At 45.0% G+C, this 24908-nt stretch carries 23 protein-coding genes, 3 tRNA genes and 2 rRNA genes; 22 read left to right on the forward strand and 6 right to left on the reverse strand.

Annotated features, from left to right (window positions below):
- Window positions 1–103: 103 nt before the first annotated feature.
- The 18 genes from dnaA to rrf (ACN08W_RS00225) all read left to right on the forward strand — a co-directional run bounded on the left by dnaA (window position 104) and on the right by rrf (ACN08W_RS00225) (window position 15719).
- On the forward strand, window positions 104–1669 hold the full coding sequence (gene dnaA, locus ACN08W_RS00140) for a chromosomal replication initiator protein DnaA (protein ID WP_419106781.1): 1566 nt from the start codon (window positions 104–106) through the stop codon (window positions 1667–1669).
- 545 nt (window positions 1670–2214) lie between these two features.
- Entirely contained in the window at window positions 2215–2811 is a 597-nt protein-coding gene (locus ACN08W_RS00145) for a hypothetical protein (protein ID WP_419108493.1), read from the forward strand.
- Between the two features lie 171 nt (window positions 2812–2982).
- Complete coding sequence (locus ACN08W_RS00150; protein WP_419102801.1) at window positions 2983–3627, forward strand: hypothetical protein; 645 nt, start codon at window positions 2983–2985, stop codon at window positions 3625–3627.
- A gap of 207 nt (window positions 3628–3834) precedes the next feature.
- Window positions 3835–4959, forward strand: coding sequence for a DNA polymerase III subunit beta (gene dnaN / locus ACN08W_RS00155; RefSeq protein ID WP_419102800.1), 1125 nt, complete (start codon window positions 3835–3837; stop codon window positions 4957–4959).
- Window positions 4960–5005: 46 nt separating this feature from the next.
- Complete coding sequence (gene recF, locus ACN08W_RS00160) at window positions 5006–6166, forward strand: DNA replication/repair protein RecF (RefSeq protein ID WP_419108494.1); 1161 nt, start codon at window positions 5006–5008, stop codon at window positions 6164–6166.
- Between the two features lie 40 nt (window positions 6167–6206).
- The gene (locus ACN08W_RS00165; protein WP_419102798.1) at window positions 6207–6794 is read left to right on the forward strand and encodes a DUF721 domain-containing protein; all 588 of its coding nucleotides are present in this window, start codon (window positions 6207–6209) and stop codon (window positions 6792–6794) included.
- A 307-nt stretch (window positions 6795–7101) separates the two neighbouring features.
- Window positions 7102–9129 (forward strand): DNA topoisomerase (ATP-hydrolyzing) subunit B, encoded by a 2028-nt coding sequence (gene gyrB, locus ACN08W_RS00170; RefSeq protein ID WP_419108495.1) that lies wholly within the window; start codon window positions 7102–7104, stop codon window positions 9127–9129.
- A 78-nt stretch (window positions 9130–9207) separates the two neighbouring features.
- Entirely contained in the window at window positions 9208–11853 is a 2646-nt protein-coding gene (gene gyrA, locus ACN08W_RS00175) for a DNA gyrase subunit A (RefSeq protein ID WP_419102796.1), read from the forward strand.
- A 2-nt stretch (window positions 11854–11855) separates the two neighbouring features.
- Entirely contained in the window at window positions 11856–12356 is a 501-nt protein-coding gene (locus ACN08W_RS00180; RefSeq protein WP_419102795.1) for a DUF3566 domain-containing protein, read from the forward strand.
- A 113-nt stretch (window positions 12357–12469) separates the two neighbouring features.
- Window positions 12470–12543, forward strand: a tRNA-Ile gene (locus tag ACN08W_RS00185).
- A gap of 21 nt (window positions 12544–12564) precedes the next feature.
- Window positions 12565–12681: a DLW-39 family protein gene (locus ACN08W_RS00190; protein ID WP_419102794.1), complete on the forward strand. Its 117-nt coding sequence runs from the start codon at window positions 12565–12567 to the stop codon at window positions 12679–12681.
- A gap of 23 nt (window positions 12682–12704) precedes the next feature.
- A tRNA-Ala gene (locus tag ACN08W_RS00195) sits at window positions 12705–12777 on the forward strand.
- Window positions 12778–12780: 3 nt separating this feature from the next.
- Window positions 12781–12897, forward strand: a 5S ribosomal RNA gene (gene rrf, locus ACN08W_RS00200).
- Between the two features lie 401 nt (window positions 12898–13298).
- A complete protein-coding gene (locus ACN08W_RS00205; RefSeq protein ID WP_419102793.1) occupies window positions 13299–14531 on the forward strand; it encodes an inorganic phosphate transporter in 1233 nt (410 codons plus the stop codon).
- Between the two features lie 3 nt (window positions 14532–14534).
- Window positions 14535–14828, forward strand: coding sequence for a hypothetical protein (locus ACN08W_RS00210; RefSeq protein WP_419102792.1), 294 nt, complete (start codon window positions 14535–14537; stop codon window positions 14826–14828).
- A gap of 39 nt (window positions 14829–14867) precedes the next feature.
- Window positions 14868–15311: a DUF3349 domain-containing protein gene (locus ACN08W_RS00215; protein WP_419102791.1), complete on the forward strand. Its 444-nt coding sequence runs from the start codon at window positions 14868–14870 to the stop codon at window positions 15309–15311.
- Between the two features lie 215 nt (window positions 15312–15526).
- Window positions 15527–15599, forward strand: a tRNA-Ala gene (locus ACN08W_RS00220).
- 3 nt (window positions 15600–15602) lie between these two features.
- Window positions 15603–15719: ribosomal RNA gene (gene rrf, locus ACN08W_RS00225) — 5S ribosomal RNA — on the forward strand.
- A 262-nt stretch (window positions 15720–15981) separates the two neighbouring features.
- Here the strand turns inward: rrf (ACN08W_RS00225) and ACN08W_RS00230 are convergent.
- The gene (locus ACN08W_RS00230; protein ID WP_419102790.1) at window positions 15982–16443 is read right to left on the reverse strand and encodes a hypothetical protein; all 462 of its coding nucleotides are present in this window, start codon (window positions 16441–16443) and stop codon (window positions 15982–15984) included.
- A 261-nt stretch (window positions 16444–16704) separates the two neighbouring features.
- Between ACN08W_RS00230 and ACN08W_RS00235 the strand changes: the two genes are divergently transcribed.
- Together ACN08W_RS00235 and ACN08W_RS00240 are read left to right on the forward strand one after the other, a co-directional pair.
- The gene (locus ACN08W_RS00235) at window positions 16705–17232 is read left to right on the forward strand and encodes a peptidylprolyl isomerase (RefSeq protein ID WP_419102789.1); all 528 of its coding nucleotides are present in this window, start codon (window positions 16705–16707) and stop codon (window positions 17230–17232) included.
- Window positions 17233–17399: 167 nt separating this feature from the next.
- Window positions 17400–18104: a rhomboid family intramembrane serine protease gene (locus ACN08W_RS00240; RefSeq protein WP_419106754.1), complete on the forward strand. Its 705-nt coding sequence runs from the start codon at window positions 17400–17402 to the stop codon at window positions 18102–18104.
- A 265-nt stretch (window positions 18105–18369) separates the two neighbouring features.
- Here ACN08W_RS00240 and ACN08W_RS00245 read toward each other — a convergent pair whose 3' ends face one another.
- From ACN08W_RS00245 to ACN08W_RS00255, 3 genes are all read right to left on the reverse strand, one after another.
- Entirely contained in the window at window positions 18370–18675 is a 306-nt protein-coding gene (locus tag ACN08W_RS00245; RefSeq protein ID WP_419106753.1) for a glutaredoxin domain-containing protein, read from the reverse strand.
- Between the two features lie 134 nt (window positions 18676–18809).
- The gene (locus ACN08W_RS00250) at window positions 18810–19004 is read right to left on the reverse strand and encodes a CsbD family protein (protein ID WP_419102786.1); all 195 of its coding nucleotides are present in this window, start codon (window positions 19002–19004) and stop codon (window positions 18810–18812) included.
- A gap of 211 nt (window positions 19005–19215) precedes the next feature.
- Window positions 19216–19389 (reverse strand): ribosome recycling factor, encoded by a 174-nt coding sequence (locus ACN08W_RS00255; protein WP_419102785.1) that lies wholly within the window; start codon window positions 19387–19389, stop codon window positions 19216–19218.
- A 402-nt stretch (window positions 19390–19791) separates the two neighbouring features.
- Here ACN08W_RS00255 and ACN08W_RS00260 point away from each other — a divergent pair, with 402 nt between their 5' ends.
- Window positions 19792–21813, forward strand: a complete 2022-nt coding sequence (locus ACN08W_RS00260; protein ID WP_419108496.1) for an amino acid transporter — start codon at window positions 19792–19794, stop codon at window positions 21811–21813.
- Between the two features lie 83 nt (window positions 21814–21896).
- On the opposite strand, the gene ACN08W_RS00265 is transcribed toward ACN08W_RS00260, so the two are convergent.
- Together ACN08W_RS00265 and ACN08W_RS00270 are read right to left on the reverse strand one after the other, a co-directional pair.
- Entirely contained in the window at window positions 21897–23270 is a 1374-nt protein-coding gene (locus ACN08W_RS00265; protein ID WP_419108497.1) for a galactokinase, read from the reverse strand.
- A gap of 181 nt (window positions 23271–23451) precedes the next feature.
- Window positions 23452–23988, reverse strand: coding sequence for a TetR/AcrR family transcriptional regulator (locus ACN08W_RS00270; protein ID WP_419108498.1), 537 nt, complete (start codon window positions 23986–23988; stop codon window positions 23452–23454).
- A 63-nt stretch (window positions 23989–24051) separates the two neighbouring features.
- On the opposite strand from ACN08W_RS00270, the gene ACN08W_RS00275 reads away from it, so the two are divergent.
- Window positions 24052–24798 carry a hypothetical protein gene (locus tag ACN08W_RS00275; RefSeq protein ID WP_419108499.1) on the forward strand — a complete coding sequence of 249 codons (747 nt, stop codon included), beginning with the start codon at window positions 24052–24054 and terminating at the stop codon, window positions 24796–24798.
- Window positions 24799–24908 lie beyond the last annotated feature (110 nt).

Consider the following 24908-nt stretch of genomic DNA (forward strand, 5'->3'; position numbering starts at 1 on the left):
CTTGTGGAAAACTGTGGATTTTGGTGGTTAAGCGCTAAAATTTAATCTCAACATTACCGACTGAAAAAAGGAGTTCACCTTGAGCGAGCAATCACATAAAGACATGATGCTTCGTTGGGCTCATCTCAAGGATGCGCTTCGTTCTAGTGTCAGTCCGCGATGGATGGGGTTTATTTCGCAAGCTCAACCTCAAGCTCATATGGGAACGGTGCTGCTGATTGCAGTTCCTAGCGAATACGCGAGAGATGTTATTCAGCAAAAAATCAATCAAGAATTCAAAGTTGCGTTAGAGAATGCTTTTGGAGAGGGAACAACTGAAGCTATCGTCATTGATACAAGCCTCGAAGAAACTCCAGATCTTACTTTCACCCAGCCAAAAGTTTCTCAGCAGACAGTCTCATCGCCGACAGCTAACACCGCAAACATAGTACAAGAGAGCAACAGTGTTCAGAATTTTACTTCTGTTCCAAATGTTCAAGAGATAGAGACAGAAGGGCGTTTGGCAAGCCCTTCCTTTACACAAAACAAGAGTCCCATTCAGAAAGAATCGGCGCCTGCTTCGGACGTTGAGCAACCCCAACCAAAGCAGAATACAGAAACATCAACAGCTTCATCGGTGTGGGAGAGCTCTGCCCGTCTTAACGATAAATATACTTTTGATACTTTTGTGATTGGGCAGTCTAACCGTTTTGCTCATGCTGCAGCTTTTGCTGTTTCGGAAACTCCAGCCTCTGCTTATAATCCCCTCTTCATCTATGGAGACTCAGGTTTAGGTAAAACTCATTTGCTTCATGCTATTGGGCATTATGCAAAGAGACTTTATCCAGAGCTCAGGGTACGTTATGTCAATTCTGAAGAGTTCACTAACGAATTCATCAACTCTATTAGAGATGACGAAGGTTCCTCGTTCAAACAGATTTATCGCAACGTTGATATGTTGCTGATTGACGATATTCAGTTTTTAGCGGGTAAAGAACATACACAAGAAGAGTTTTTCCATACTTTTAATACCTTGCACAACCATCAGAAGCAGGTTGTTATTACTTCTGATTTGCCTCCTAAAATGCTCACTGGTTTCGTTGAACGTATGCGTTCTCGTTTTGAATGGGGACTCATTACCGACGTTCAGCCACCAGAGCTAGAGACTCGTATTGCTATTTTGAGGAAGAAAGCTCAGAATGAATCGATTGAGGTACCTGATGATGTGATGGAGTATATTGCTTCGAACATCACCACCAACATTAGAGAGCTGGAAGGTTCTCTCATCCGTGTCGCGGCTTTTGCTTCGTTGAATAAACAACCTATCGATTTAGCTGTAGCGGAGAGAGTTCTCAAAGATTTTATTACAAGTGATGGTGCTCAGGAAATTACAGCTTCTCAGATTCTTGTTGCTACGGCTAGCTATTTTGATGTCTCGATTGAAGATTTGCAGTCGAAGTCTCGCACGCGCACGCTGGTGACTGCACGTCAAATTGCGATGTATCTACTACGTGAGTTAACGGATATGTCGCTTCCTAAAATTGGTCAAGAGTTAGGTGGGCGTGACCATACAACGGTGATTCATGCCGATCGGAAGATTAGGACGTTAATGGCGGAGAGACACCAGATTTTTAATCAGGTCAATGAGCTCACCAATAAGATTAAGCAGGCTCAAAGGTCTCAAAAGTAGCTCTGACAAGCTTAATAACAAAAAATATCGACCCTGTGGATAACTTGTGTGACTTAAGGTCTTAAAATGTGGACGTTAAGTGTATAGTTATGCGTTTTAAGTGGATTGCTTATACGGTATAAATATTCATTCACAATAGATTCACTTAATAGTCATTATTAAAACACATCTTATCAACATCTAAAACCCTAGATTCTCGCGGTTGATAATGGTTTTCCACATAATCCACACCCGTTATTAACACTACTCCCTTAAAGAGAAAAACATCCAAATAACATTTTCTCTGCTTCCTGCGGAGGTCTTGAACTCTGTAATTACATTTTTTCTTCTCGTGTTCCAAGGGGTTAAGTGCACTTTGTAATTACAGAAATATGTTGTTTCTAGAGTCTTATTGTTGTTTTGAAAATTAAAAGGCTGTAATTTGACTATCAGATGTTCTTCTTTCAACACCATGAGTTTTTAGAAAACATCCTCGCAATGAACCAACGAGAACGTCGCTAAAATCAACGGGTTTTTGCTAGTTCTCCCTTTCTTATAGAGGAACCATGAATTCACTATCTCGTCGTCACATAGTTCGTGGAGCTGCTTGGTCTGTACCTGTAGTTCTTAGTTCAGCAGTAATTCCCAGCTATGCAGCTTCTCCTTGTCCTGAAGGTTCGTGGTACATCAAGTCACGGCTCATTCAGACAGATGAAGATCCATCAAATGTTAATTTTGATAATGTTGTCACCGATCAAACCACTCCACCCGGCGAAAGCTCGATGCAACACTGGTATTTCAGAGGAAAGCTATGGTGGCGTATTCCTTTAGGATTCCCACAAGGCGCAGAAGCAGGTACTCTTGTTACTGTCCCCTTTGACAGTTCATGGACTTCACCTTCAAAACCAGCCCCTTATCCTCTTGCAAAGTTTAAAGCATTTGGATCAGCCCATCCTGAACTGTTCACTCAAGAACTTCCTGCAGCTGAGGTAGCTATAGGAACTGGTCACATAACCATTTCTTTCCCTCAAGAAATTCCAGCTGGCGCCGCTGGAGGTTTTATCTTTACAACGGTTCCTGTTGGTGGAGAAGAAGCTGTATTGGCAGGTACCCCATATACTGCTGAAGCTTATATAACCTTCAAACCCCTAATGTGCTCTTAAATATTCTGTTTTCTTAGACAGGTTATAGCGCAAGTTTGGCGGGGAATGTCACCCGTTTAGCTGACACTCCCCGCCAATAGAGTGGTTATTTAATAAAGCGTCTTTTAGATATCTTGTAGGTACACTAAAAAGTGAAGTTTTAATTTAAAAATTTTTCTTATTAGGGGAATAATGTCTCACACAGTGAACCGTCGTCATCTTGTTAAAGGTGCCGCTTGGGCCGCACCTGTTGTCCTCGCAACATCTGTTGTTCCGGTCTATGCTGCTTCATGCGATATGCGAGTCTGGGAAGTTAAATCTCGAATCGTTGCAACAGACCCAGACTATTCAAACCACAACTATGATAAAAAAGTCCTCTACGGAGAAGGTCTTTCTGGAGAAGATAAAGCGCAACAATATGGTGAAGCAGAGATGCAACACTGGTACGACGCTAATAGTAAAAAACTTATGTGGCGTCTTCATATAGGTCTTCCTGAAGGTGCAGCTAGTGGTGCAATGATTACGATTCCTATTGACCCTTCATGGTCAAACCCCTCAGCTATTACCCAAGGCGGACTCGAACTTTTCTTGCGTCTTGATGCTCACCGTCCAGAACTTTATTCGGAGAGTTTCCCGCCTGCTCTCATTGAAGATCGTGGAACTTACCTGTCTATTATCTTCGCTGGGCCTATTCCGAAGGGTGCAGGAGCAGTCTTTACGTTCTCTGCAGACCCAAAGGGTGGAGAAGATGCTGTACTTGGTCGTAATAGCTCTACTGGAACTGGCGATACTTATACTGCTGAAGCGACTATTGAGTTTAAAAAACTAGGTTGCTAAAGCCATCAAATAATAGCCACTAGCGTATATGCCTTATTGTGTATATACGCTAGTGGTTTTTTATGGAGTGATAACGACTAAAAACCTCCTATCTTCTGATGTTTGCAACAGTACTGTTGAAAATATCCGGTAGACTGAAAAACAAAATGTGCTCACAACTTCGATGAGCTCACAACTTTTCTTTGACTTATTGCACAAGGGGTACCGGTGAAATTTACTATCGAACGTGATGTCCTCACAGAAGCAGTCGGCTGGACTGCTCGATCACTTTCACCTCGACCACCTGCACCTGTTCTATCAGGGCTGCTAATTACCGCAGCCGAAGGAGAAGTCTCCATCGCAAGTTTTGACTACGAAACCTCTGCGAAACTCAACGTTAGTGCCACTATTGAAGAAGAAGGCGTAGCTCTCGTTTCTGGAAGGCTTCTTGCAGAAATCTGCCGTTCCTTGCCTAATGCAGATGTTAATGTCAGCGTGCATGATTCGAAAATGCACATTCAGTGTCGCACTGCAAGCTTTAACCTCAGCACCATGCCAGTAGCTGACTACCCAGAATTGCCAACACTGCCGACGATTTCAGGAACAGTTGAAGGGAACTCGTTTGCGAAAGCTGTATCGCAAGTTGTTGTTGCCGCTTCTAAAGACGATACCCTCCCCATTCTTACCGCTATTTTGGTAGAGATTGAGGGGGAAAAAATGACGTTGCTTGCCACTGACCGTTATCGTCTAGCAATGCGTGAACTCACCTGGGCGCCAACGTCATCAGATATCCAAACTGCGGTACTAGTTAAAGCAAAAACTATGTCAGAAGTAGCTAAAACTCTCGGCGGAGCAGGAGAACTGAACATAGCGCTTTCTGACTCTCATGAGCTAATCGGCTTTGAATCAGGTGGACGTCGAACCACTAGCTTGCTTGTTGACGGAGAATACCCGAAAATTCGATCACTATTTCCTGACTCAACACCAATTCACGCAATTGTTAGAACTTCCGATTTGCTTGAAGCCGTACGACGTGTATCGCTTGTTGCAGAACGTAATACACCAGTGCGTCTTGTCTTTAGCGAAGGCCAAGTCACTTTGGATGCTGGAACTGGCGAAGACGCTCAAGCAACGGAAACGCTGAGCGCTCATCTTGAAGGTGAAGAGAGCATTACGGTAGCGTTTAACCCTTCCTACCTTTCAGAAGGTCTTAACAGTTTCGGAACAGAATTTATTAGATTCTCTTTCACTGATCCTGCAAAACCCGCTTCTATTTCAGGGCAAAAAGAGTTGATGGGTGAAGACGAAAGTGACTATCGATACTTGCTCATGCCTGTTCGCCTGCCTAATTAGTTACGTCTCTTACCTCTAAGGACTGTGTGAAGAACGGAAGGTTTGTGTGTACATCGACCATATTTCGTTGATGAACTACCGTACCTACTCGCTACTGAATTTACCGTTATCTACCGGTGTCACTGTATTCCTTGGCGCTAATGGGGTCGGTAAAACCAACATTGTTGAAGCTATTAACTACACTGCGGAGCTTTCTTCACATCGAGTATCTCATGATGGGCCTTTAGTTCAGGTGGGGGCGCAACGAGCATATATACGGACTCGTGTTGTGAGAGGAAATTGGCAGACCATCACTGAATTTGAAATTGCCCCAGGACATAGTAACCGTGTCCGTATCAATAGAGCTGCTCCGGTTCGTGCCCGTGAAGCATTGGGGATTACCTCGACGGTGTTTTTCTCACCTGAAGATTTACAACTCGTTAAAGGTGAACCTCAATGTCGGAGACGTTTTGTTGATGATTTGGCTGTTTCTCTGCGTCCTGTTGTTGCTTCTTACCGAAGTGATTATGAGCGAATCCTCAGACAACGAAATTCACTTCTGAAAACGATGAGAGGTGGACGAATCACTGAGGAGCATCGTCATACGTTGAATATCTGGAATGAACAGATTGCTCAAGCTGGGGCATTACTTGTTCATTCTCGATGGAATGCGTTGGCGCGCTTAGTTCCAGAAATTCAATACGCTTATCAGCAGCTCACTGACGGGTCTAAAGCTATTGGCATTACCTATGAATCAACAATTTTTCCTGATATTACAGAACGGACCTTGCCACAAGCAGCACAGCTGAGTGTTGCTGAGATTACTCAGGCTTGGATGCAAGCAATAGAAGACAAACAATCTGAAGAAATTGAGCGTGGAGTGAGCCTCATCGGTGTTCATCGCGATGAGATGATATGGAAAATTGGTGATATACCCGCTAAAGGTTTTGCATCTCATGGGGAGAGCTGGTCCTTAGCTCTAGCGTTAAAACTAGGTTCTTGGTACGTTCATAGAAAAGATCAACAAAGCGTAGAATCGTGCCCTATTCTTATCCTCGATGATGTCTTTGCTGAGCTAGATACTGCGCGCCGGAAACGTCTTGGTGCAATCGTATCTGACGCTGAACAAGTGTTAGTAACATGTGCTATTGAAGAGGACCTTCCGCAAGAGCTTGGTGAAGATATCACTATGATTAGAGTGACTCCGGGGCATGCGTCTCTTGCTTGAGTATCTTAATGGCATATCGTAGTGAAAGAACTGTCTTCTCATGAATTTTGATGAGCAATACGCCCAAGCACCAGCAATTATGCTGCAAAGAATGCGTTATGCTGCTTCTGAGAGAGGAGAAGCTCCTCTCAAAGGGTATGCTGCCCGAAAAATTCTCAAAGATTTTAGTGCTTCTATGGTTCAGCAACCGGGAAAGAAGAAGCCACAACAATATTATCAACGGCATAATATTGCTCAAATGGGTGGATATACCGGCGCTGGTGAAGATTATCGTGATCCTCAACCTTTGAGCTACGCTATTGATAAATTAATTCGTAGTCGAGGTTGGAAAGAGCCTGTTGCTGTTTCTTCTGTTCTTGCTCGTTGGAAAGAACTCATGGGAGAACACGTTGCCGAGCATACAACCCCTGAAAAATATCAAGACACTAAAGTCACTATTCGATGTACATCTACTTCGTGGGCTACCAGCTTAAAGCTGATGAAAGAAGAAATATTGAAGATGTTTGAGAGGGAACTTGGTGCCGGTATTGTCACCGATATTATTATTTTGGGGCCCCATACACGACAATGGAAACACGGAAAATTAGTTGCGCCTGGAGGGCGTGGTCCACGAGATACCTACGGATAGTTTTCTCATCTAAGAAGAGAATCTCATAGCAACGGGGAACCTATTGCGTAATACCCTCGTGCGCTAGAAGCGCTGATTCTAGGCGTTCTAGCGGGTGCATACTAAGAATAACCCTTACAAAAGGCAACAAAGAGGGCGATATCTCCCTACTTTCCGGTAGAATTGAGCGTAAATGTACTGCGCATTTCTAACTCTGCATCGCTCATTAAATGAGCAATTCATGCAACCTTTGCTCATAGTAATGAGCGAGGTTGTAAGAGGTCTTGATGGGGGGTGCGCTAAATCTTACTCAAGGAGCCTTATACCTGTGGCAACTGAAGAAACACCTCATGAATATGGTGCAGCCGATATTACGGTTCTCGAGGGGCTAGAAGCTGTTCGTAAGCGTCCTGGTATGTATATCGGTTCAACTAATGAACGCGGTCTGCACCACCTCGTCTACGAAGTTGTCGATAACTCTGTTGACGAAGCTTTAGCTGGGCATGCTGACCACATTGAGGTGACAATCCTCGAAGATGGTGCAGTGCGCGTTAGCGATAACGGGCGCGGTATTCCTGTTGATGAACACCCCACCGAACACAAGCCTACTGTAGAAGTCGTGATGACGATTTTGCATGCTGGCGGTAAATTTGGCGGTGGCGGATACGCTGTCTCTGGCGGCTTGCACGGTGTAGGTATCTCCGTTGTGAATGCGCTATCTACACGCGTAGAAACTCAGGTGCGACGTCAAGGATACGCTTGGAACATTTCCTTCGAAAACGGTGGTGTTACAAAGAACCCATTGACTCGTGGCGAGGCGACAGAAGAAACTGGTACGACTCAGACGTTCTGGCCTGATCCTGAAATTTTTGAAACAACTATTTTTGATTTTGAAACCCTCAGGGCACGTTTCCAACAGATGGCGTTCTTAAATAAGGGGCTCACTATCTCTCTCACTGATCAGCGAGAGGTTCTCCCCCAAGACGAAATCGCTGGAGATGAAAAGAAAAAGGGCGAACAACTCAATCGAGTGAGCGCAAATGCCCAAGGGTATAAGAGTGTCACTTACCTCTATGAAAACGGTCTTTTGGACTATGTTAAATTCCTTAATAGCTCTAAAAAATTAGAGACTATCAACGATGAAATTATCGCATTCGAAGCAGAAGATACTGAACGTATTATGAGCTTGGAAGTAGCGATGCAATGGACCACCGATTATAAAGAGTCTGTTCACACCTATGCTAATACCATCAATACACATGAAGGTGGTACACATGAAGAAGGCTTCCGCGCTGCATTGACATCTTTGGTGAACCGTTATGCTCGTGATAACAAGCTGTTGCGAGATAAAGACGATAACCTCACCGGTGAAGATGTTCGTGAAGGTCTGACTGCTGTTGTCTCTGTAAAAATTTCTGAGCCCCAGTTTGAGGGGCAGACAAAAACGAAATTGGGCAACTCTGAGGCAAAGTCTTTTGTTCAGCGTGAGATGTCTGATCATTTAGGTGACTGGTTTGAGCGTAATCCTCAGATAGCTAAAGACATTGTTCGTCGTGCAATTACTGCGTCTAACGCTCGTTTAGCTGCTCGTCGCGCTCGCGAGACAACTCGCCGTAAAGGGTTGCTAGAGACAGGTTCAATGCCTGGAAAGCTTAAAGACTGTTCGTCGAAGGATCCCTCGATTTCTGAAATTTATTTGGTGGAGGGTGATTCTGCAGGTGGTTCTGCAGTTCAGGGGCGTGACCCAAATACTCAGGCGATTCTTCCTCTACGTGGAAAAATTCTTAACGTAGAGCGTGCTCGTCTTGATCGTGCATTGGGTAATGCTGAGATTCAATCGATGATTACTGCTTTTGGTTCTGGTATTGGAGAAGAATTCAATATCGAAAAAGCCCGCTATCATAAGGTTGTTTTGATGGCGGATGCAGATGTTGACGGTCAGCATATTACGACGTTGTTGTTAACTTTGCTCTTCCGCTTCATGAGACCTTTGATTGAAGCTGGGTATGTGTATTTGGCTCAGCCTCCGCTGTATCGCATTAAGTGGTCTAACGCTCCACACGATTATGTGTATTCTGATGCTGAGCGTGATGAGGTTGTTGCTCGAGGTCTTGCTAATAACCAGCGTCTCCCTAAAGACAATGGTATTCAGCGTTATAAAGGTCTTGGAGAAATGGACTACACCGAGCTTTGGGAAACAACAATGGATCCTCAAAAACGCACTCTCTTGCAGGTGACTGTAGAAGATGCTGCTGCAGCTGATCAGGTTTTCTCTGTTCTGATGGGTGAAGATGTTGAGGCTCGACGTGACTTTATTCAGCAGAACGCAAAAGATATTCGATTCCTTGATGTCTAGGGAATATGTGCATAGCACAAGCGTTATATAACGCTCAAGGAATATAAATCAAGGACGAAAAGAAACGGAAAACTTCACATGAGCGATGAAACTCAGAATGATTCCACAGAACCTATTGAAGGCGAAGTTGTAGGAAGTTCTTTAGCGGCAGCAACTACCGTTCACGGACGAGTGAACAAAGTAGACCTCCGCTCAGAAATGGAACGTTCGTACCTAGACTACGCAATGGCTGTCATTATCGGACGTGCTTTACCGGATGTACGTGATGGGCTAAAACCTGTGCACCGCCGAGTCATCTACGCGATGTACGATGGCGGCTATCGACCTGAACGAGCTTTTAATAAATGCGCTCGCGTGGTCGGTGACGTGATGGGTCAGTACCATCCCCACGGTGATAGCGCTATCTATGACACCTTGGTACGTCTGATTCAGCATTGGACCATGCGTTACCCGCTCGCGCTAGGTCAAGGAAACTTTGGTTCTCCCGGTAACGACGGAGCGGCAGCTTCTCGTTACACTGAGACAAAGATGGCGCCTATCGCATTAGAAATGGTTCGTGATATCCACGAAGATACCGTGGACTATCAAGACAACTACGATGGTAAAAACCAAGAACCGACTGTTCTTCCCTCACGTATTCCTAACCTATTAGTCAATGGCTCCTCAGGTATTGCGGTAGGTATGGCAACCAACATCCCTCCTCACAACCTGCGTGAAGTAGCAGAAGGTGTGGAATGGTTCCTTAAAAATCCTGATGCAACCAACGAAGAACTCCTTGACGCATTGTTAGAACGGGTCAAAGGTCCTGACTTTCCTACTGGTGCAACTATCCTTGGGCATAAGGGTATTGAAGATGCTTACCGTACAGGGCGCGGATCCATTACGATGCGTGCTGTGGTTAACGTCGAAGAGATTCACGGCCGCACGTGCCTCGTCATTACCGAACTCCCCTATCAAGCAAACCCCGATAATCTTGCTATTAAAATTGCTGACCTTGTCAAAGAGCATAAGATTACCGGTATCGCTGATTTACGTGATGAAACTTCTGGCCGTACCGGACAGCGTCTAGTTGTCGTTCTCAAACGTGATGCTGTCCCTAAGGTTGTCCTGAACAACCTTTATAAGCACACCCAGTTGCAAGAAAACTTCTCTGCTAACATGCTTGCCGTTGTTGATGGTGTGCCTCGTACACTCTCTTTGGATGCGTTTATCCGCCACTGGGTAAATCACCAAATTGAGGTTATTGTTCGACGTACTCGTTATCGTCTACGTCAAGCTGAAGAAGAAGCACATATTCTTCGCGGGTTGCTCAAAGCTCTTGACGCTTTAGATGAGGTCATTGCGCTGATTCGTCGTTCTGCAACAGCTGACGATGCTCGCAGTGGATTGATGGCATTGCTTGATATTGATGAAGCTCAGGCTCAAGCAATTCTTAATATGCAGCTACGTCGTCTAGCAGCTTTGGAACGTCAGAAGATTCAAACTCGTCATGATGAATTAATGCGTTTGATTGCAGAATATAACGAGATTATCGCTTCTGAGGCTCGTCAGCGTGAAATTATCTCTGAAGAACTTGCCGATATCGTCAATCGTTATGGTGATGATCGTCGTACCAAGATTCTGATGGGCTATGACGGTGACATGTCGATGGAAGACCTTATTCCTGAAGAAGAGATGGTCGTAACCATTACCCGTGGCGGATATGTTAAACGTACTCGCTCTGATCAGTATCGAAGCCAGCACCGTGGCGGCAAGGGCATTAAGGGCGCCGCGCTACGTGGTGATGACGTTGTCGAACAATTCTTTGTCACAACAACACATAACTGGATTCTTTTCTTCACTAATCTGGGCCGCGTCTACCGTACAAAGGCTTATGAACTAATGGAAGCCGGTCGTGACGCTAAAGGGCAGCATGTTGCTAACCTCTTAGCTTTCCAGCCGGGCGAGACCATAGCCAAAGTGATGGAGCTGAAATCTTATGAGGACGCTCCCTACCTTGTACTAGCTACTAAGGGCGGTCTGGTGAAGAAGACCAAACTAAGTGATTACGATACCAATCGTACTGCTGGTGTTATTGCTATTAACCTACGTGATGGCGATGAACTTGTTTCTGCTGGGCTTGCCTCGGCCGAAGACGATTTGATGCTGATCTCTCGTAAAGGTCAGTCATTACGTTTTACTGCAACTGATGAAGCGTTGCGTCCGATGGGGCGTGCAACTTCTGGCGTGACGGGCATGAAGTTCCGTGACGGTGATGAACTGTTGAGTATGAATGTTGTTTCTGATGATTCGTATGTTTTTGTTGTAACCGAAGGTGGCTATGCAAAGCGTACGAAGGTCGGAGAATACCGTATTCAAGGTCGTGGCGGTCTTGGTATTAAGGTCGCTAAGTTGGCTGAAGATCGTGGTGACCTTGTGGGAGGTCTGATTGTTGAAGACGATGACGAAGTCTTAGTCGTTATGCAATCAGGTAAAGTTGTTCGTACTTCTGTTGCTGAAGTTCCTGCTAAAGGACGTGACACCATGGGTGTTATTTTTGCTAAGCCTGGCAAAAATGACCATATTGTTGGTGTTGCTCGTAACCAAGACCGACAGCTTGAAGAAGAAAATGATGGTGAACGCACCGAAGCGGTCGATAATACAGTACCGTTAGAGAGTCATCAGCTTGAGTCTGAGCAAGTAGTAGCTCAGAGTTCTGAAGAGAATGCACACGGAGGTAACTAAGAGTGAGCACTACCGGTACTAGCACCCGTAAACAAGGTGCACGCCCTACTGCGAATAAACAGCGTGCGGGGGCTCGCAGCAACGGCACACGTTCTGCTGCTCACCGCAATAAGCCGTTGGTGCGTCCTGCGCCTCGCTCTAAAGTTCGTCGTGCTCGCCTTGTTGTTGCCAAAGTTGATACATGGTCTGTGGCTAAGCTAGTTTTCTTGCTTTCTGTTGCTGTGGGTATTGTTTTTGTTGTGTCTTCAGTGGTTTTGTGGCTTGCTATGCAGGCTACAGGATTGTTTGATGGCATTAATGATCTTTTGACGATGCTTGGCACTACTGGCAACCATATTGATATTTCTAATTTCTTGTCGTTGGGGCAGGTTGCACTGTACACCACTATGATTTCTGTGGTGAACGTTATTCTCTTTACGTTGCTTGGTGTTATTGCCGCGATGCTGTACAACATTGCTGCAAAGCTTGTTGGCGGTATCGGTCTGACCTTGACTGATGACTAGAAATTTTCCTTGTTTCCTTAGAACGTTATAAATGTGACCTAAAATACCCAATATCGATTTGGAAAAGTCGAGAAGGTCGTGTAAAGTTTTATTTCGTCCTAAGGGACAGGTAAGGGCGTATAGCTCAGACGGTTAGAGCGCTTCGCTGATAACGAAGAGGTCCCAGGTTCAATTCCTGGTACGCCCACTTCCTTACCGAAAGGCAAAAATGAAAAAGATACTTGTCGTTGTTTCAACAACAGTTCTTGGATTGTTTTTGACGAAGAAGGTTCAGGAAAATCAAGATGTTAAAAAATCTTGGAAAGAATCTACGGATTCTTTATAAAATCTCATAGAGGTTATAGCCGAGGGGGCGTGGCGCAATTGGTAGCGCACCTGCTTTGCAAGCAGGGGGTTAGGGGTTCGAGTCCCCTCGCCTCCACGTTTCGGTGATTATAGCAAGAGGGAAACGCCCGGATCCATCCCGAACCCGGAAGCTAAGACTCTTTGCGCCGATGGTACTGCACTGGGGACGGTGTGGGAGAGTAGGTCGTCGCCGAGCTATTTTTATGGTTGAGAATGACTCCAAGCCTTGTAGAGGTTTGGAGTCATTTTTTATATCCAGAGTTATATAGTCTTTGTGATGAGTATCCCACTGTTTTTAAGGTGAACAGTTGGTAAACAGCATCTAAAGATGGGGTTTAACTCATTAATCCCCTAGGTGAACTATTCCTAAGCCAACATAAACCAACATATTTATTAAGTGAATCAACTTTGTTTTATGTCGATTGTAAACCTGTTATTTAGGGTGAGTTTATAACTTTTTAACCTATTATTATTTTCTTGGTAAAGATTAAGTTGCGTTTACTGTTTGTTAATGTTGTTTTATATTGCTTTTTTATGGTTGTTTTTACCGTGTTCACCTAGCTTCCTATACCGAATAACTATGTTCATAATCAAAGGGTGACTACTGAACTTATTATCTTAGCTATCGTGGTTCTTACGGCTTTAGCCTTTGACTTCACGAACGGATTTCACGACACCGGAAACGCTATGGCAACTTCTATTGCCACCGGTGCTCTCAAACCTAAAACTGCTGTAACTCTTTCTGCTGTTCTTAACCTCATTGGAGCATTCCTCTCTGTAGAAGTTGCTCGCACTGTAGGTAAGGGCATTGTTAATCTCGATGCTGTTGCTGGTGACAATTCAGGGCTCCTCCTGATTGTCTTCACCGGACTTGTCGGCGGTATCTTATGGAACGTTCTGACATGGCTTCTCGGATTGCCTTCTAGCTCTTCTCATGCCCTATTTGGCGGATTGATTGGCTCAGCCATTGCAGCTTTTGGATTCTCTGGTGTGCAGTGGAGCGGTGTCGCAGCGAAAATTGTTATCCCCGCTGTGATGGCACCATTCGTTGCGGGTATGGTTGCAACGGTAGGTACCTGGCTTATCTACAAAATCTCCCGCCCCGTCTCGGATAAAAAGAAATACGAAGGATTCCGTTGGGGTCAGGTTGGTACTGCGTCTTTGGTTTCACTGGCACACGGCACAAACGACGCTCAGAAAACCATGGGTGTTATCTTCCTAGCGCTTGTTGCTTCCGGAGAAATTACGCCCGATGCAGATATTCCTTTCTGGGTTAAATTTACTTGCGCTCTTGCTATCGCTCTTGGTACGTACTGGGGTGGCTGGCGCATTATTCGCACCTTAGGTAAAGGGCTTGTCGAGATTGATACACCTCAAGGTATGGCAGCTGAAGGATCCTCTGCCGCTATTATCTTGACCTCTTCCCACTTCGGTATGGCACTGTCTACAACCCATGTAGCAACAGGGTCTATCCTTGGTACTGGGCTCGGTCGCCGCGGTGCTGAAGTTCGCTGGGGTGTTGCTGGACGTATGGTTATCGCTTGGATTATTACCTTGCCTGCTGCAGGTAGTATCGGCGCAATAACGTGGATGATTGGGCACTATCTCAATGCTGTAACAGGTAGCGGGTTCTTAGGTGAACTGGCCGTATTCCTTATCCTCATCGGTTTCTGCTTGTGGATGTATCTACATTCCAAGAAAGCTCCTGTTGATGCGTCAAACGTCAACGATGAGTGGGGAGAATCTGGTGCCGATAAACAGTCCAAAGAATCAGTTCAAACACTTAAATCTGGTGTCTCTGAAAATACAGCCCATAAGGTGGGTGCCTAAAATATGAGTCTTTTTGAAATTGCACAGAGGGTCGTCCCTGTAATTCTTACAGGCCTAGTGTTCGGTGCTGGTATTCCAGCTTTCTACGCTATTGGCTTGAGAATGCTTGCTGGAACAACCGAATACACCGCAGATGGGCGCCTCATTGAGGTGGAGCCACCATCTTCATTCCGTAAACTCATCGCTTATAGTATCTTTGCAGTGATTGTCCTTGTTATTATTATGGGAATCTTATGGATTGCTAAAGATTTTATTTATCATTCCACAGGGTTTAACCTATTTGGTGTGGCGGGATAGGATGTCTCGTCTTTGAATCCCTAGCAAAGGAGTAGCGGGATGCCTCAGAGAAATATCGTCTCTCGTGTTATTGACTGGTTGAGTGTCGGTTACCCCGAAGACGTCCCGGTACAGGATAGAGCGGCCGTTATGGCAGTGTTGCGTCGGCGTTTGACCGATGCTCAGCTCGAAGAAGTTATACGTAAATTGATGCTTTCTCGTGCTGCTCGTGGTGAAGACTATGTTTCTGATCAGCGTATTAACGAATACATCAGAAAAGTAACTGACGATGTCCCTACTCCTGAAGAAATTGACCGTGTAGCTCGAATTCTCGGTGCTCATGGGTTGCATATTTCAGAGAATCACTTCAGTGCTGAGGACTCGGTTGAAGAGACTGACACTGATGGGTACGTCGAGTACATCAATCCCAGTGAGGAAGAAAAGCGTATTGCTGAATCAGCTGCTTCTCGAGTTCACTTAGATGGTATTACGAAAGAACAATAATTATCGATATTCGCTCAGATGCGGATGTCGTACCTAATCTTTCTTAGAGATAAGAGAGGTGCAATCGCATCAGTAGTCCGTAGCGAAATGCACGTGGGGAGCACCTTGTAGCGGGGTGCTCCCCACTTTATTTAAGAGATAAAGTGTTGCAAGTCATAACTTCTTGATTTGCTCATGTTTTGATCAGTGTTGTAGACTCTTATATGTAACACCACGGGGGCGTGGCGCAATTGGTAGCGCACCTGCTTTGCAAGCAGGGGGTTAGGGGTTCGAGTCCCCTCGCCTCCACGTTTCGGTGATTATAGCAAGAGGGAAACGCCCGGATCCATCCCGAACCCGGAAGCTAAGACTCTTTGCGCCGATGGTACTGCACTGGGGACGGTGTGGGAGAGTAGGTCGTCGCCGAGCTATTTTTATGGTTGAGAATGACTCCAAGCCTTGTAGAGGTTTGGAGTCATTTGTTTATCTCTAAACAATTCACCGCATATGACGGCTTGAACCATCCTCCCCATAGCTATTTCTGCCTGACAAAAACTTGCATGCTCTTATTCAGCTTCTTGATATTCCTATAAAAATACCCCTAATGAATAGATGCGACATCCAATCATCAGGGGTATTTTGAAGAAGGAATCTCTTGAATACTCCTTCGCTCATTATCTGAGCATAAGAACTAGCTCTGAGGAGTCTTCCAAGGATCCTCTACTGGCTGAGACGCTTTATACGCAGCATAACCTGCAACTGCTCCAGCAACAATCAAACCAAGGAAAACCAAGGACTTGTTTCCACCCTTAGTGGCTTTTTTCTGCTCTTTCGCATAAGCCTTCGCAGCTTTAACCGCCTGCTTCTGTGCATTCTTAAGAGCTTTCTTATTTCCAGTTGCCTTCTCAACAAGGCTCTCAGCCTGCTCCGGAATATCGAAAGAACTTAATTTATCTGCAGCAACAGCAGCAACCTCGCCACTCTTCGCGCGGGTCTTTTCTGCATACTTCTGAGCAATTTCACTAGCCTTGGCTGCCTGAGCTTCAGCAAGCTGAGTAAGCTTCTCAGCTTTCTTGCCGGTAGCTTTCTGAGCCTTAGCGAAAGTCTTTTCTGCAAGCTTCTGAGCTTTCGACACTTTACGTGCACACACCATGAGGTCTGCCTTTCTCTATCGTTACACCATAAAACAAAGTGTCCTATGGAAAATTATGATCAATACCTAGCTTACGTACTATTTTCCTAAAACAGAGGTTTAGCTCGCAAAAACCCCTGTATTTCACTTCTCGCTAAAGTTCATGAACACACCTGAACGACCAAAAAAGAGGAGAAACCCACACCCTAAAAACACTTTCGCTGAGTGCATAAGTGTCTCATAGGCTAGCGGACTATGACAGAACATGCGAAAATAGGAACTATGACTAACGCAACTGCTAAAGCAACTATTCATACCAACCACGGTGACATTGTGGTGAACCTCTTCGGTAATCATGCACCCATCACCGTTAAAAACTTCATTGGTCTTTCCAATGGTACTCAGGAATGGACACACCCTCACACCGGTGAACCACAAGAAGGCCCTCTCTACAAAGATGTCATCTTCCACCGCATCATCCGTGATTTTATGATTCAAGGTGGAGACCCCCTCGGGCAGGGCATCGGCGGCCCCGGATACCAATTCAAAGATGAGATCCATCCTGAACTTTCCTTCAACAAGCCATACCTTCTTGCTATGGCAAATGCTGGCCCCGGCACCAACGGCTCACAGTTCTTCATCACCACTGTAGAGACTCCTTGGCTCAACGGCCGTCACACCATCTTTGGTGAAGTCGCAGACGAAGCATCTCAGAAAGTCGTAGACGCTATTGAAGGCGTCAAGACCGGAAATATGGATCGTCCTGTAGAAGACGTCGTTATTTCTTCTATCGATATTGAAGAGCTCTAAACCTTATTGAGGTGAGATAAGAGCCCGTCCGGTATTTACTCTGGACGGGCTCTTATTGCATCACCACAACAACACTCAGAGAAAATACACAGATGAACTATCAGCCACCCCTGTATGGAGAATCCTCCGAATATTCATTTCCTACATGTTCTCAACACCCTGACAAAATGGCATATGCACGATGTAAACAATGCCAAAAACCAACCTGCGGTGACTGTCAGATTCCTGTAGAAGTCGGTATTTTATGTCGGTCTTGCCACCCCGATAGGACATCCACTCAAAAGATGACGAGAGCAATAATGCAACAAGGCTCTCCTCTTATCACCTATCTATTGATAGCACTAACCACGATAGTCTATGGCGCTCAATTATTAATTCCTGGGCACTTTATGTTCAACACCTTCGCTTTTAACTGGAATTATGTTCTTGAAACACACCAATGGTGGCGTTTTCTTACGAGCGGTTTTCTCCATAGCCAAGGGAATATCTCCCATCTGGCGCTTAACATGTTCTCTCTTTGGCTTTTTGGCCGTGAACTAGAATTTCGCCTGGGAAGAATAAAATTTATAGCCCTCTACCTGTGTTCTATTATCGGTGGTTCCATTGCAGTGTCTTTGGCAAGTATTCTGAGTTTTGCCCCATCTGTCACCACCATTGGTGCTTCTGGGGGAGTCTTTGGGCTCTTTGGTGCTTTTTGGGTTTTAACGCGTCTTCGCGGCGAAAATTCTTCTCCTATTTTGGTGTTAATTGCTATCAATATGGCTTATAGTTTCTTCTTCCCTGGCATCTCTTGGGAAGCTCATCTCGGAGGGATGTTTACCGGTGCTGCGGTGACGTGGCTAATGCAAAAATTCTCTCATCAGGGACGATAAGTCATTCTGCAAAGAACGTGGATTGACCTCTATGGAAGAACCCTACTAAAAGTTATCCACAGAGGTTGTCCACATTGTTAATAACTACAGGTGTGTAATTCTCAGAGTGTCATTCTGCGAAGAAAGCGATAAAACCAAGAAGCCACCTTCGCGTAATTACAGGGGTGTAACTATTTTCCCCAGGGTTATCCACGATTGTGGATAACCCTGGGATTGAAAGGTGTGGATTTTTTGGAATTACAAAATCTCACACAACATAAAACTTCTAAGCTGATGCCGTCTTGATAAGACGGCGCACAGTCTCAGCAGCATCAGGAGCAGAAGCAACAAAAGACTTTTCAGCTGTAGAAACCGTGGGAACAACAGCATTTCCCTGATTGACCGATTTAACAAATTCTTCAGCCTCAGAATCTTCCCAAATATTGACCCATACGGCGTTATCTCCATCGCCACCTAAACCAGCATCAAGGCGCTCGCAAAAAGGGCACCCCGGTCTCCAAAAAATAACAACAGAACCCTGCTCAAGAGCCTGCTGGGCCTGAATAAACGTTGATTGTTGACGGTTTGTCATGGCAAACTTCTTTCTTTTAAAAATACTGATACGAGGTAACACAGAAAACTCCTTGCTACTGGAAGTATGATGGCACAAAAAACTGTGGACGATACCGAAAAATCGGTACCGCCCACAGCTTCTAAAAGAATAAATTACTTCTTGAAGGAATCAATAATGTCGCCAGCAGCGTCCTTGACCTTCTCTACACCGTCTTTAACAGTGGATTTGAGCTGATCAACTTTACCCTCTGCTTCTAGCTGAGAATCGTCAGTTACTTTGCCAGCAGCTTCTTTTGCCTTACCGGTAACGTCTTCAACGCCGTTCTGAATTTTATCTCCGATGCTCATAAGAGCCTCCTTCATAGATATGAGGTCTTTCGAGGAAGCAAACTTGCAACCTCTCACTAGTAAGACGAAACAACCCACAAAAATGTCACGCAGAAAATAAAAAATTTTTTGAGGAAACTAAAAAAGGCTGATATTGCCATACTTTTACAGCGAAAAGTAGCCTTAAAAGACCAAACGCCCCATCTTACAGATGGAGCGTTCGACGAAAAACTTACTTACCAAATTTTTCGGTTACAGCGTCAATACCTTCGCTGATTTTTTCTTTTGCCTGGTTGACAATATCGTCATTGACAACGTCTTTACCAATTTTTTCATTGACAACATCTTTGACGTTTTCGACGCCTTCGGTGATTTTGTCTTTCATTCCATCAAGATCGAAACCCACGGAACTATCCTTTCATCTCAAGACGAGAAGAACTCTTAGAGTATCTACTCGAAGCATCAGAACAATGCTCATAACCAGAATAGTTGGTGCAGAATCATAAATAAAAGCTTTTCATCAAAATTTTCTCTATCGGTAGAAGGCGATTTACAAAACACGCGTTTGAATCTAGGCGCAAAACCTATACGACTGATATCTCAAACCCCCAAAAATAGTCTTTTGTGTACCTTTAAATCCTATTGTTTATTGAACAACACATCACAAAATAGCCAAAAATGACGCTTCTGACCAGTAGAAATTAAAAAATAACATTGCTGAGTACCTTGCTTCGAAAAACAGGAGTATACTCGCCAGAGTCTTATTCATGATTACGCACAATAGTGCGTTCCTAGAAAGGTCCCCCTGATGGGGTCTACGCTCAAAAATAAACAGCGCAGTATCGCTCAACGAACACACAATAGCGATCCTGAACCAGAGGCGACATCAACTATCACCCAAAAAGTTCGCCATATATCTCGCACATGGCTCTTAGATAACGGGCAAGAACTCAAAGGCAACCTCCAAGGCCCCCACGGTAGAAAACGCCCGCAACATGAAGGTCACTCTTGGTGGAAAGTCATGTGCCTCTCCGGCGTCGACTACTTTTCAACCCTCGGATACCAGCCAGCTATCGCAGCACTCGCAGCAGGACTACTCAGCCCGCTCGTAACAATACTCCTCGTATTCGTCACCCTCTTCGGAGCGCTTCCTATCTACCGACGTGTAGCTGCAGAATCCTCAAATGGTGCCGGTTCTATCGTCATGCTTGAAAGATTACTTTCACGGTGGAACGCAAAAATTGTTGTCCTCATTCTTTTAGGGTTCACCACTACAGACTTCATGATTACGATGACGCTCTCAGCAGCTGACGCTGCTGAACACGTCGAAGCTAATCCTTATGTACCCTCATTCCTTAGCGGTCAACATATCCTTATTACACTCTTCTTCCTTGGATTACTCGGAGCAGTATTCTTGCGTGGCTTCAAAGAAGCTATCGGTATTGCTGTCGGTCTCGTTGTCTTCTTCCTCTCGGTCAACGTCGTTGTCATCGTTGGATCAATGATTCGTATCTTTGAGCACCCCGACTACCTCAACAATTGGTCCGACGCCTTGCTCAGAAGCCATTCAAACCCGTGGTTAGCTTTTGGTCTTATTGCTCTCGTCTTCCCTAAAATTGCGCTAGGTATGAGTGGATTTGAAACCGGCGTGGTTGTCATGCCTCAAATCAAAGCTGAAGGGAAGAATACCGCCGAGCAGACTAAACATCGTATTATCGCTACTCGTAAACTACTGACAACAGCGGCAATAACCATGAGTACGTTATTGATTACCTCAAGTTTTGTTACAACGTTGCTCATTCCGCAGGCAGAATTTCAAGAAGGCGGCCACGCCAATGGTCGAGCTTTAGCCTACTTGGCCCATGAAATGTATGGGGAAGGATTTGGCACAATCTACGATATTGCCACCATTCTCATTCTCTGGTTTGCAGGAGCGTCAGCGATGAGCGGTCTTTTGAACCTCGTGCCACGCTATTTGCCTCGATACGGTATGGCCCCAGAATGGGCGCGTGCTTCGCGCCCTCTGGTCATTGTTTTTACTATTACCGCATTTATTATCACCATCATCTATAAGGCAGATGTTAACGCCCAAGGTGGAGCTTATGCTACAGGTGTTTTGGTGCTCATGACTAGTGCCGCTATTGCAGTAACACTAAGCGCTCGCCGTCATCGAGAACCTTATTCCGTTATTTTCTATTCGTTGATCACTCTTATCTTTGTCTACACAACCGTTGCTAACATTATTGAACGCCCAGAAGGTATTCGTATTGCTAGCACTTTCATTCTGGCAATAGTGCTTGTGTCGCTGGTATCTCGTGCTATGCGCTCATACGAGCTTCGTATTGACCACGTTAAATTTGATAAAAAGGCTCTTGAATTTATTCTCGAAAAAACGGATGAGCCCATACACCTCATTGCTCACCGTCCTGATAACTTCAATCTTGCTGATTATCTTGAAAAGCGAGAACGTGAAGAATGGGGGCATCATATTGGTAGGGATAAGAATGTGCTCTTTATGGAAATTGCAGTGATGGATCCTAGCCAGTTTAAATCTGAGCTAACGGTGCACGGCGTTGAGGTAGGCGACCAACGTATCCTCTGCGCTTCTGGGGCTTCTATCCCTAATAACATTGCTGCTTTGACACTAGAGATTCGTGATATGACCGGTAACGTTCCGCACGTGTATCTTGACTGGGCTGCGGGTTCTCCGATGAAGAATTACTTGGCGTTTATTTTCTTTGGACAAGGTCAAGTTGCTTCAACGACGCATGAGGTGTTGCGGCGAGCTGAGAAACAGATTATGAGACGACCTGTTGTACACGTTTCATAATTAACGTATCTTGACAAGCTGTCCCCTAGTATATATGCCATTACGGGAATATATATTAGGGGACAGCTTGATTTAAATAGCTCCTAGAAATCTTTATCTGCAGGGAATCCCGCAACCATCGGCAAAAATTCAGGGGCTGCGTAACCGCAACGAGCATAAGCCTGTGTCACACTCTTTGCAGTGTCATGAATCTTGTCTTGATCGATGAGTGCCATAACAGCACCACCAAATCCTCCACCAACCATGCGAGCGCCTAATGCTCCATTTTCAAGACAGACGTTTACTGCAAGGTCAATCTCTGGTCGTGAAACCCTCAGCTCATCCCTCATGGAAATAAAAGATTCAGTAAATAAATGCCCTAACTCCGTCCATGCTTGCGGTGTTTTATCTGACATATTCCGAAGAAGGAATGCGGCTCGCTCTACAAGGCACATGTCGTGAAAAGTATGTCTAACCCAACCACGAGGAAATTGTGGAGGTTGTTGAGTCCCCTCAAAAGCATCAAGAGCACGAATCGTCGTTGTATCAACCATCGATAAACGCCAAAGCTTCGCCTGATGCTCATCTAATTGAGAACAGGACAAATCCTCAGGGAGAGCATTGCGAAGATAGTCCAAACCTAGAGCCTGAGCGCAGGCTTCTGCTGCTGCTCGACGAACCGCAAACTCTCCGCCTGAGAGCTCATGTGGAGTATTGGTGTTGATGACGAGGAAACCTAGTCCTGCTGACTCGACATCTGCTTCTAGAGGTTCTATAGAAAAATCTCGGAAATCAATAGCTAAAGCCTTATGTGGTTTAGACCGTAATGAGGTAGTTTGATCTAGTCCTCCTGTACGAGCCCCCGCAACATCGTTTTCTGCACGTATACATACTTGAGCTAAACGAGAACGTAAAACATCATTGCCAGGGCCTCTATCAGAAGGTAACGGCTCACTCTCATCGCAATCCTCACGTAGAGGGCATGAAAGGTCGAGGAGTGCCAAAATCGTTGAACACTCTAAAGCTGCAGAAGAGGAAAGCCCTCCGCCGACAGGAACATGAGAATCAATGAGTAAATCTGCACCAAAATTTTTAGGTAAAACAATATCTTTGCCCCCTTCCTGGTTCATGGCCCAAGCAACACCTGCAACATATGTGAACCACCCTTTGAGATTGCCTGGATGGATATCTCGAATAACGACGGTTCTTTCGTCCGCGGGCATCTGTAGAGACTCTGCACGAAGCACACCATCAGTTCTTAGTCTTCCTGCAATATAGGTGCGATAGGGAAGAGGCATCGGCAAACATGAACCACCCAAGAAATCAATATATTCCCCTAAGAGGTTAAGGCGTCCAGGAGCAGACCAGACACCATCAGGATAGACGCCGTATTTTTCTTTGAATGCATCTCTAACGCGTAATACCTGTTCTTGATGGTGAGGAAGATCCTTCCAATGTGGTTGAGCAAAATTGCTCATAGCGATATATCTTCTTTCCTGTAGTTGTAACCTTCAAACCTCATGCATGATGATGTGGCAGTTTCGGGAATATCAACGATATTTTCCCACGATGTATTCCCTCCCCGTGGTGAAGTCTTGTTTTTTGTTCTCACTAAAGATGACAGTTTTCATCGTTTCGGATGTATTACTTTTAGGGTATTTACGAGCATTCCGTAGATAACCACCCATGAATGAGCGCTTGGATACTTGTTTGATAAGAAGAAGGGGGCGTCAGCATCGCATCTCGTGCTTCAAGCACAGCTGTTGTTTGTTCTTCTTCGATGAGACTGAGACAAAGATGTATTAAAGACTTTGCGGCAACCATCCCTGAAATATCGTCTTGTTGGTGGGCGAAGAGTTCTGCTAGCTTGCATAGAAAAGGTAAATCTTCAGGGTGAAGCGCTAAGGCTAAACGAATAACTTCGGCGCCTTCAGGGATAGAAATAATCTGTGTATAAAGTTCTTGAGTGCCGTTATACAGTGATATAGCCTCAGTGTCTCCAGTGCAGTGAACGGCGGAGAGCATTCTTGAGGCTAAAGAGGCAAGAAGCTCTTGTTTATTGCGAATATGATAGTACAAAGAACCTGGTGCGACGTTTAACTCGGTGGCTAATCTACGCATCGAAAGATCCGCTAAACCATATTGGTTGAGAACGGAGAATGCTGTGTCCAAAATTTTTTCACGTGATAGAGCCACCACATTATTGTAAAACGGTTCAGAGAACAAAAAAATAGATAAGCAATGGGGTTGAATGGAAATATGACACTGAACTTCTCTGAACTCAAAGCACGTGTTTCTCATAAAGAGCATCTGACTATTAACGATGTTGTTGATATTTTGAGCTCTGGTCCAGGTGCAAAATTCGCTCTTGTCGAATTAGCTGCACAGCAACGTACCGAATTTTTTGGTCGTGAAATAACAATCGCTAATTTACTCGGTGCAGCACCTCTTTCTGATATTCCGCAAGTTGTTGTAACGGTTGCAGACGCAGAAGATGACCAAACGTTAGCGCGTAAATTGATGGACGCAGCTGAAGAATTAGAGTCGCTTACGCACGGACAATCTGGACAGTTGGTTCTCGACTTTTTGCCAGTTCATAAGGTATCCGACGCGGCTCAGGCACTTAGCCCTATGCGAGCGGTTGGTGTTCTCATTGCTCTCCGTCTGCTCATTGGTTCGCACAGTCTTTTCTTACGTCAGCAACGAGTCCAACGACTACAGTCCTTACAATCTTTAGGATTGCACGTCATTGATACATTGATGCTGGAACAAAACCAAGAGAATGCGTCGTTGAGCGTTTTTGAAGATTTTGTTTCTATTCGTAATGCACGTTTAGAGATTTCTGGAGTGCAAGGTCGAGATATCGTAGAAGAATATATTTCATTCTTTGAATCTCAAGGAGATTCAGATGCTCGGTCTTATGCTGAGGTTCTTCTGGGAGACCAAGAAAGTTCCGGTGGCGGTTGTGGTGGCAACTGCGGGTGCGGTTCAGGTGGCTGTGGCTAGTCATCATGTGATGTAGATGTCCTTAAAATGACGCTTACCTGAGATTTTCTGGAGAACTTCAGGGGTGTTGGCGCGTTTTGAATTGAACACCGTTCAAAAAAACAGTTAGA

The organism is Rothia sp. CCM 9419 (assembly GCF_048512815.1).
Lineage (GTDB): Bacteria > Actinomycetota > Actinomycetes > Actinomycetales > Micrococcaceae > Rothia.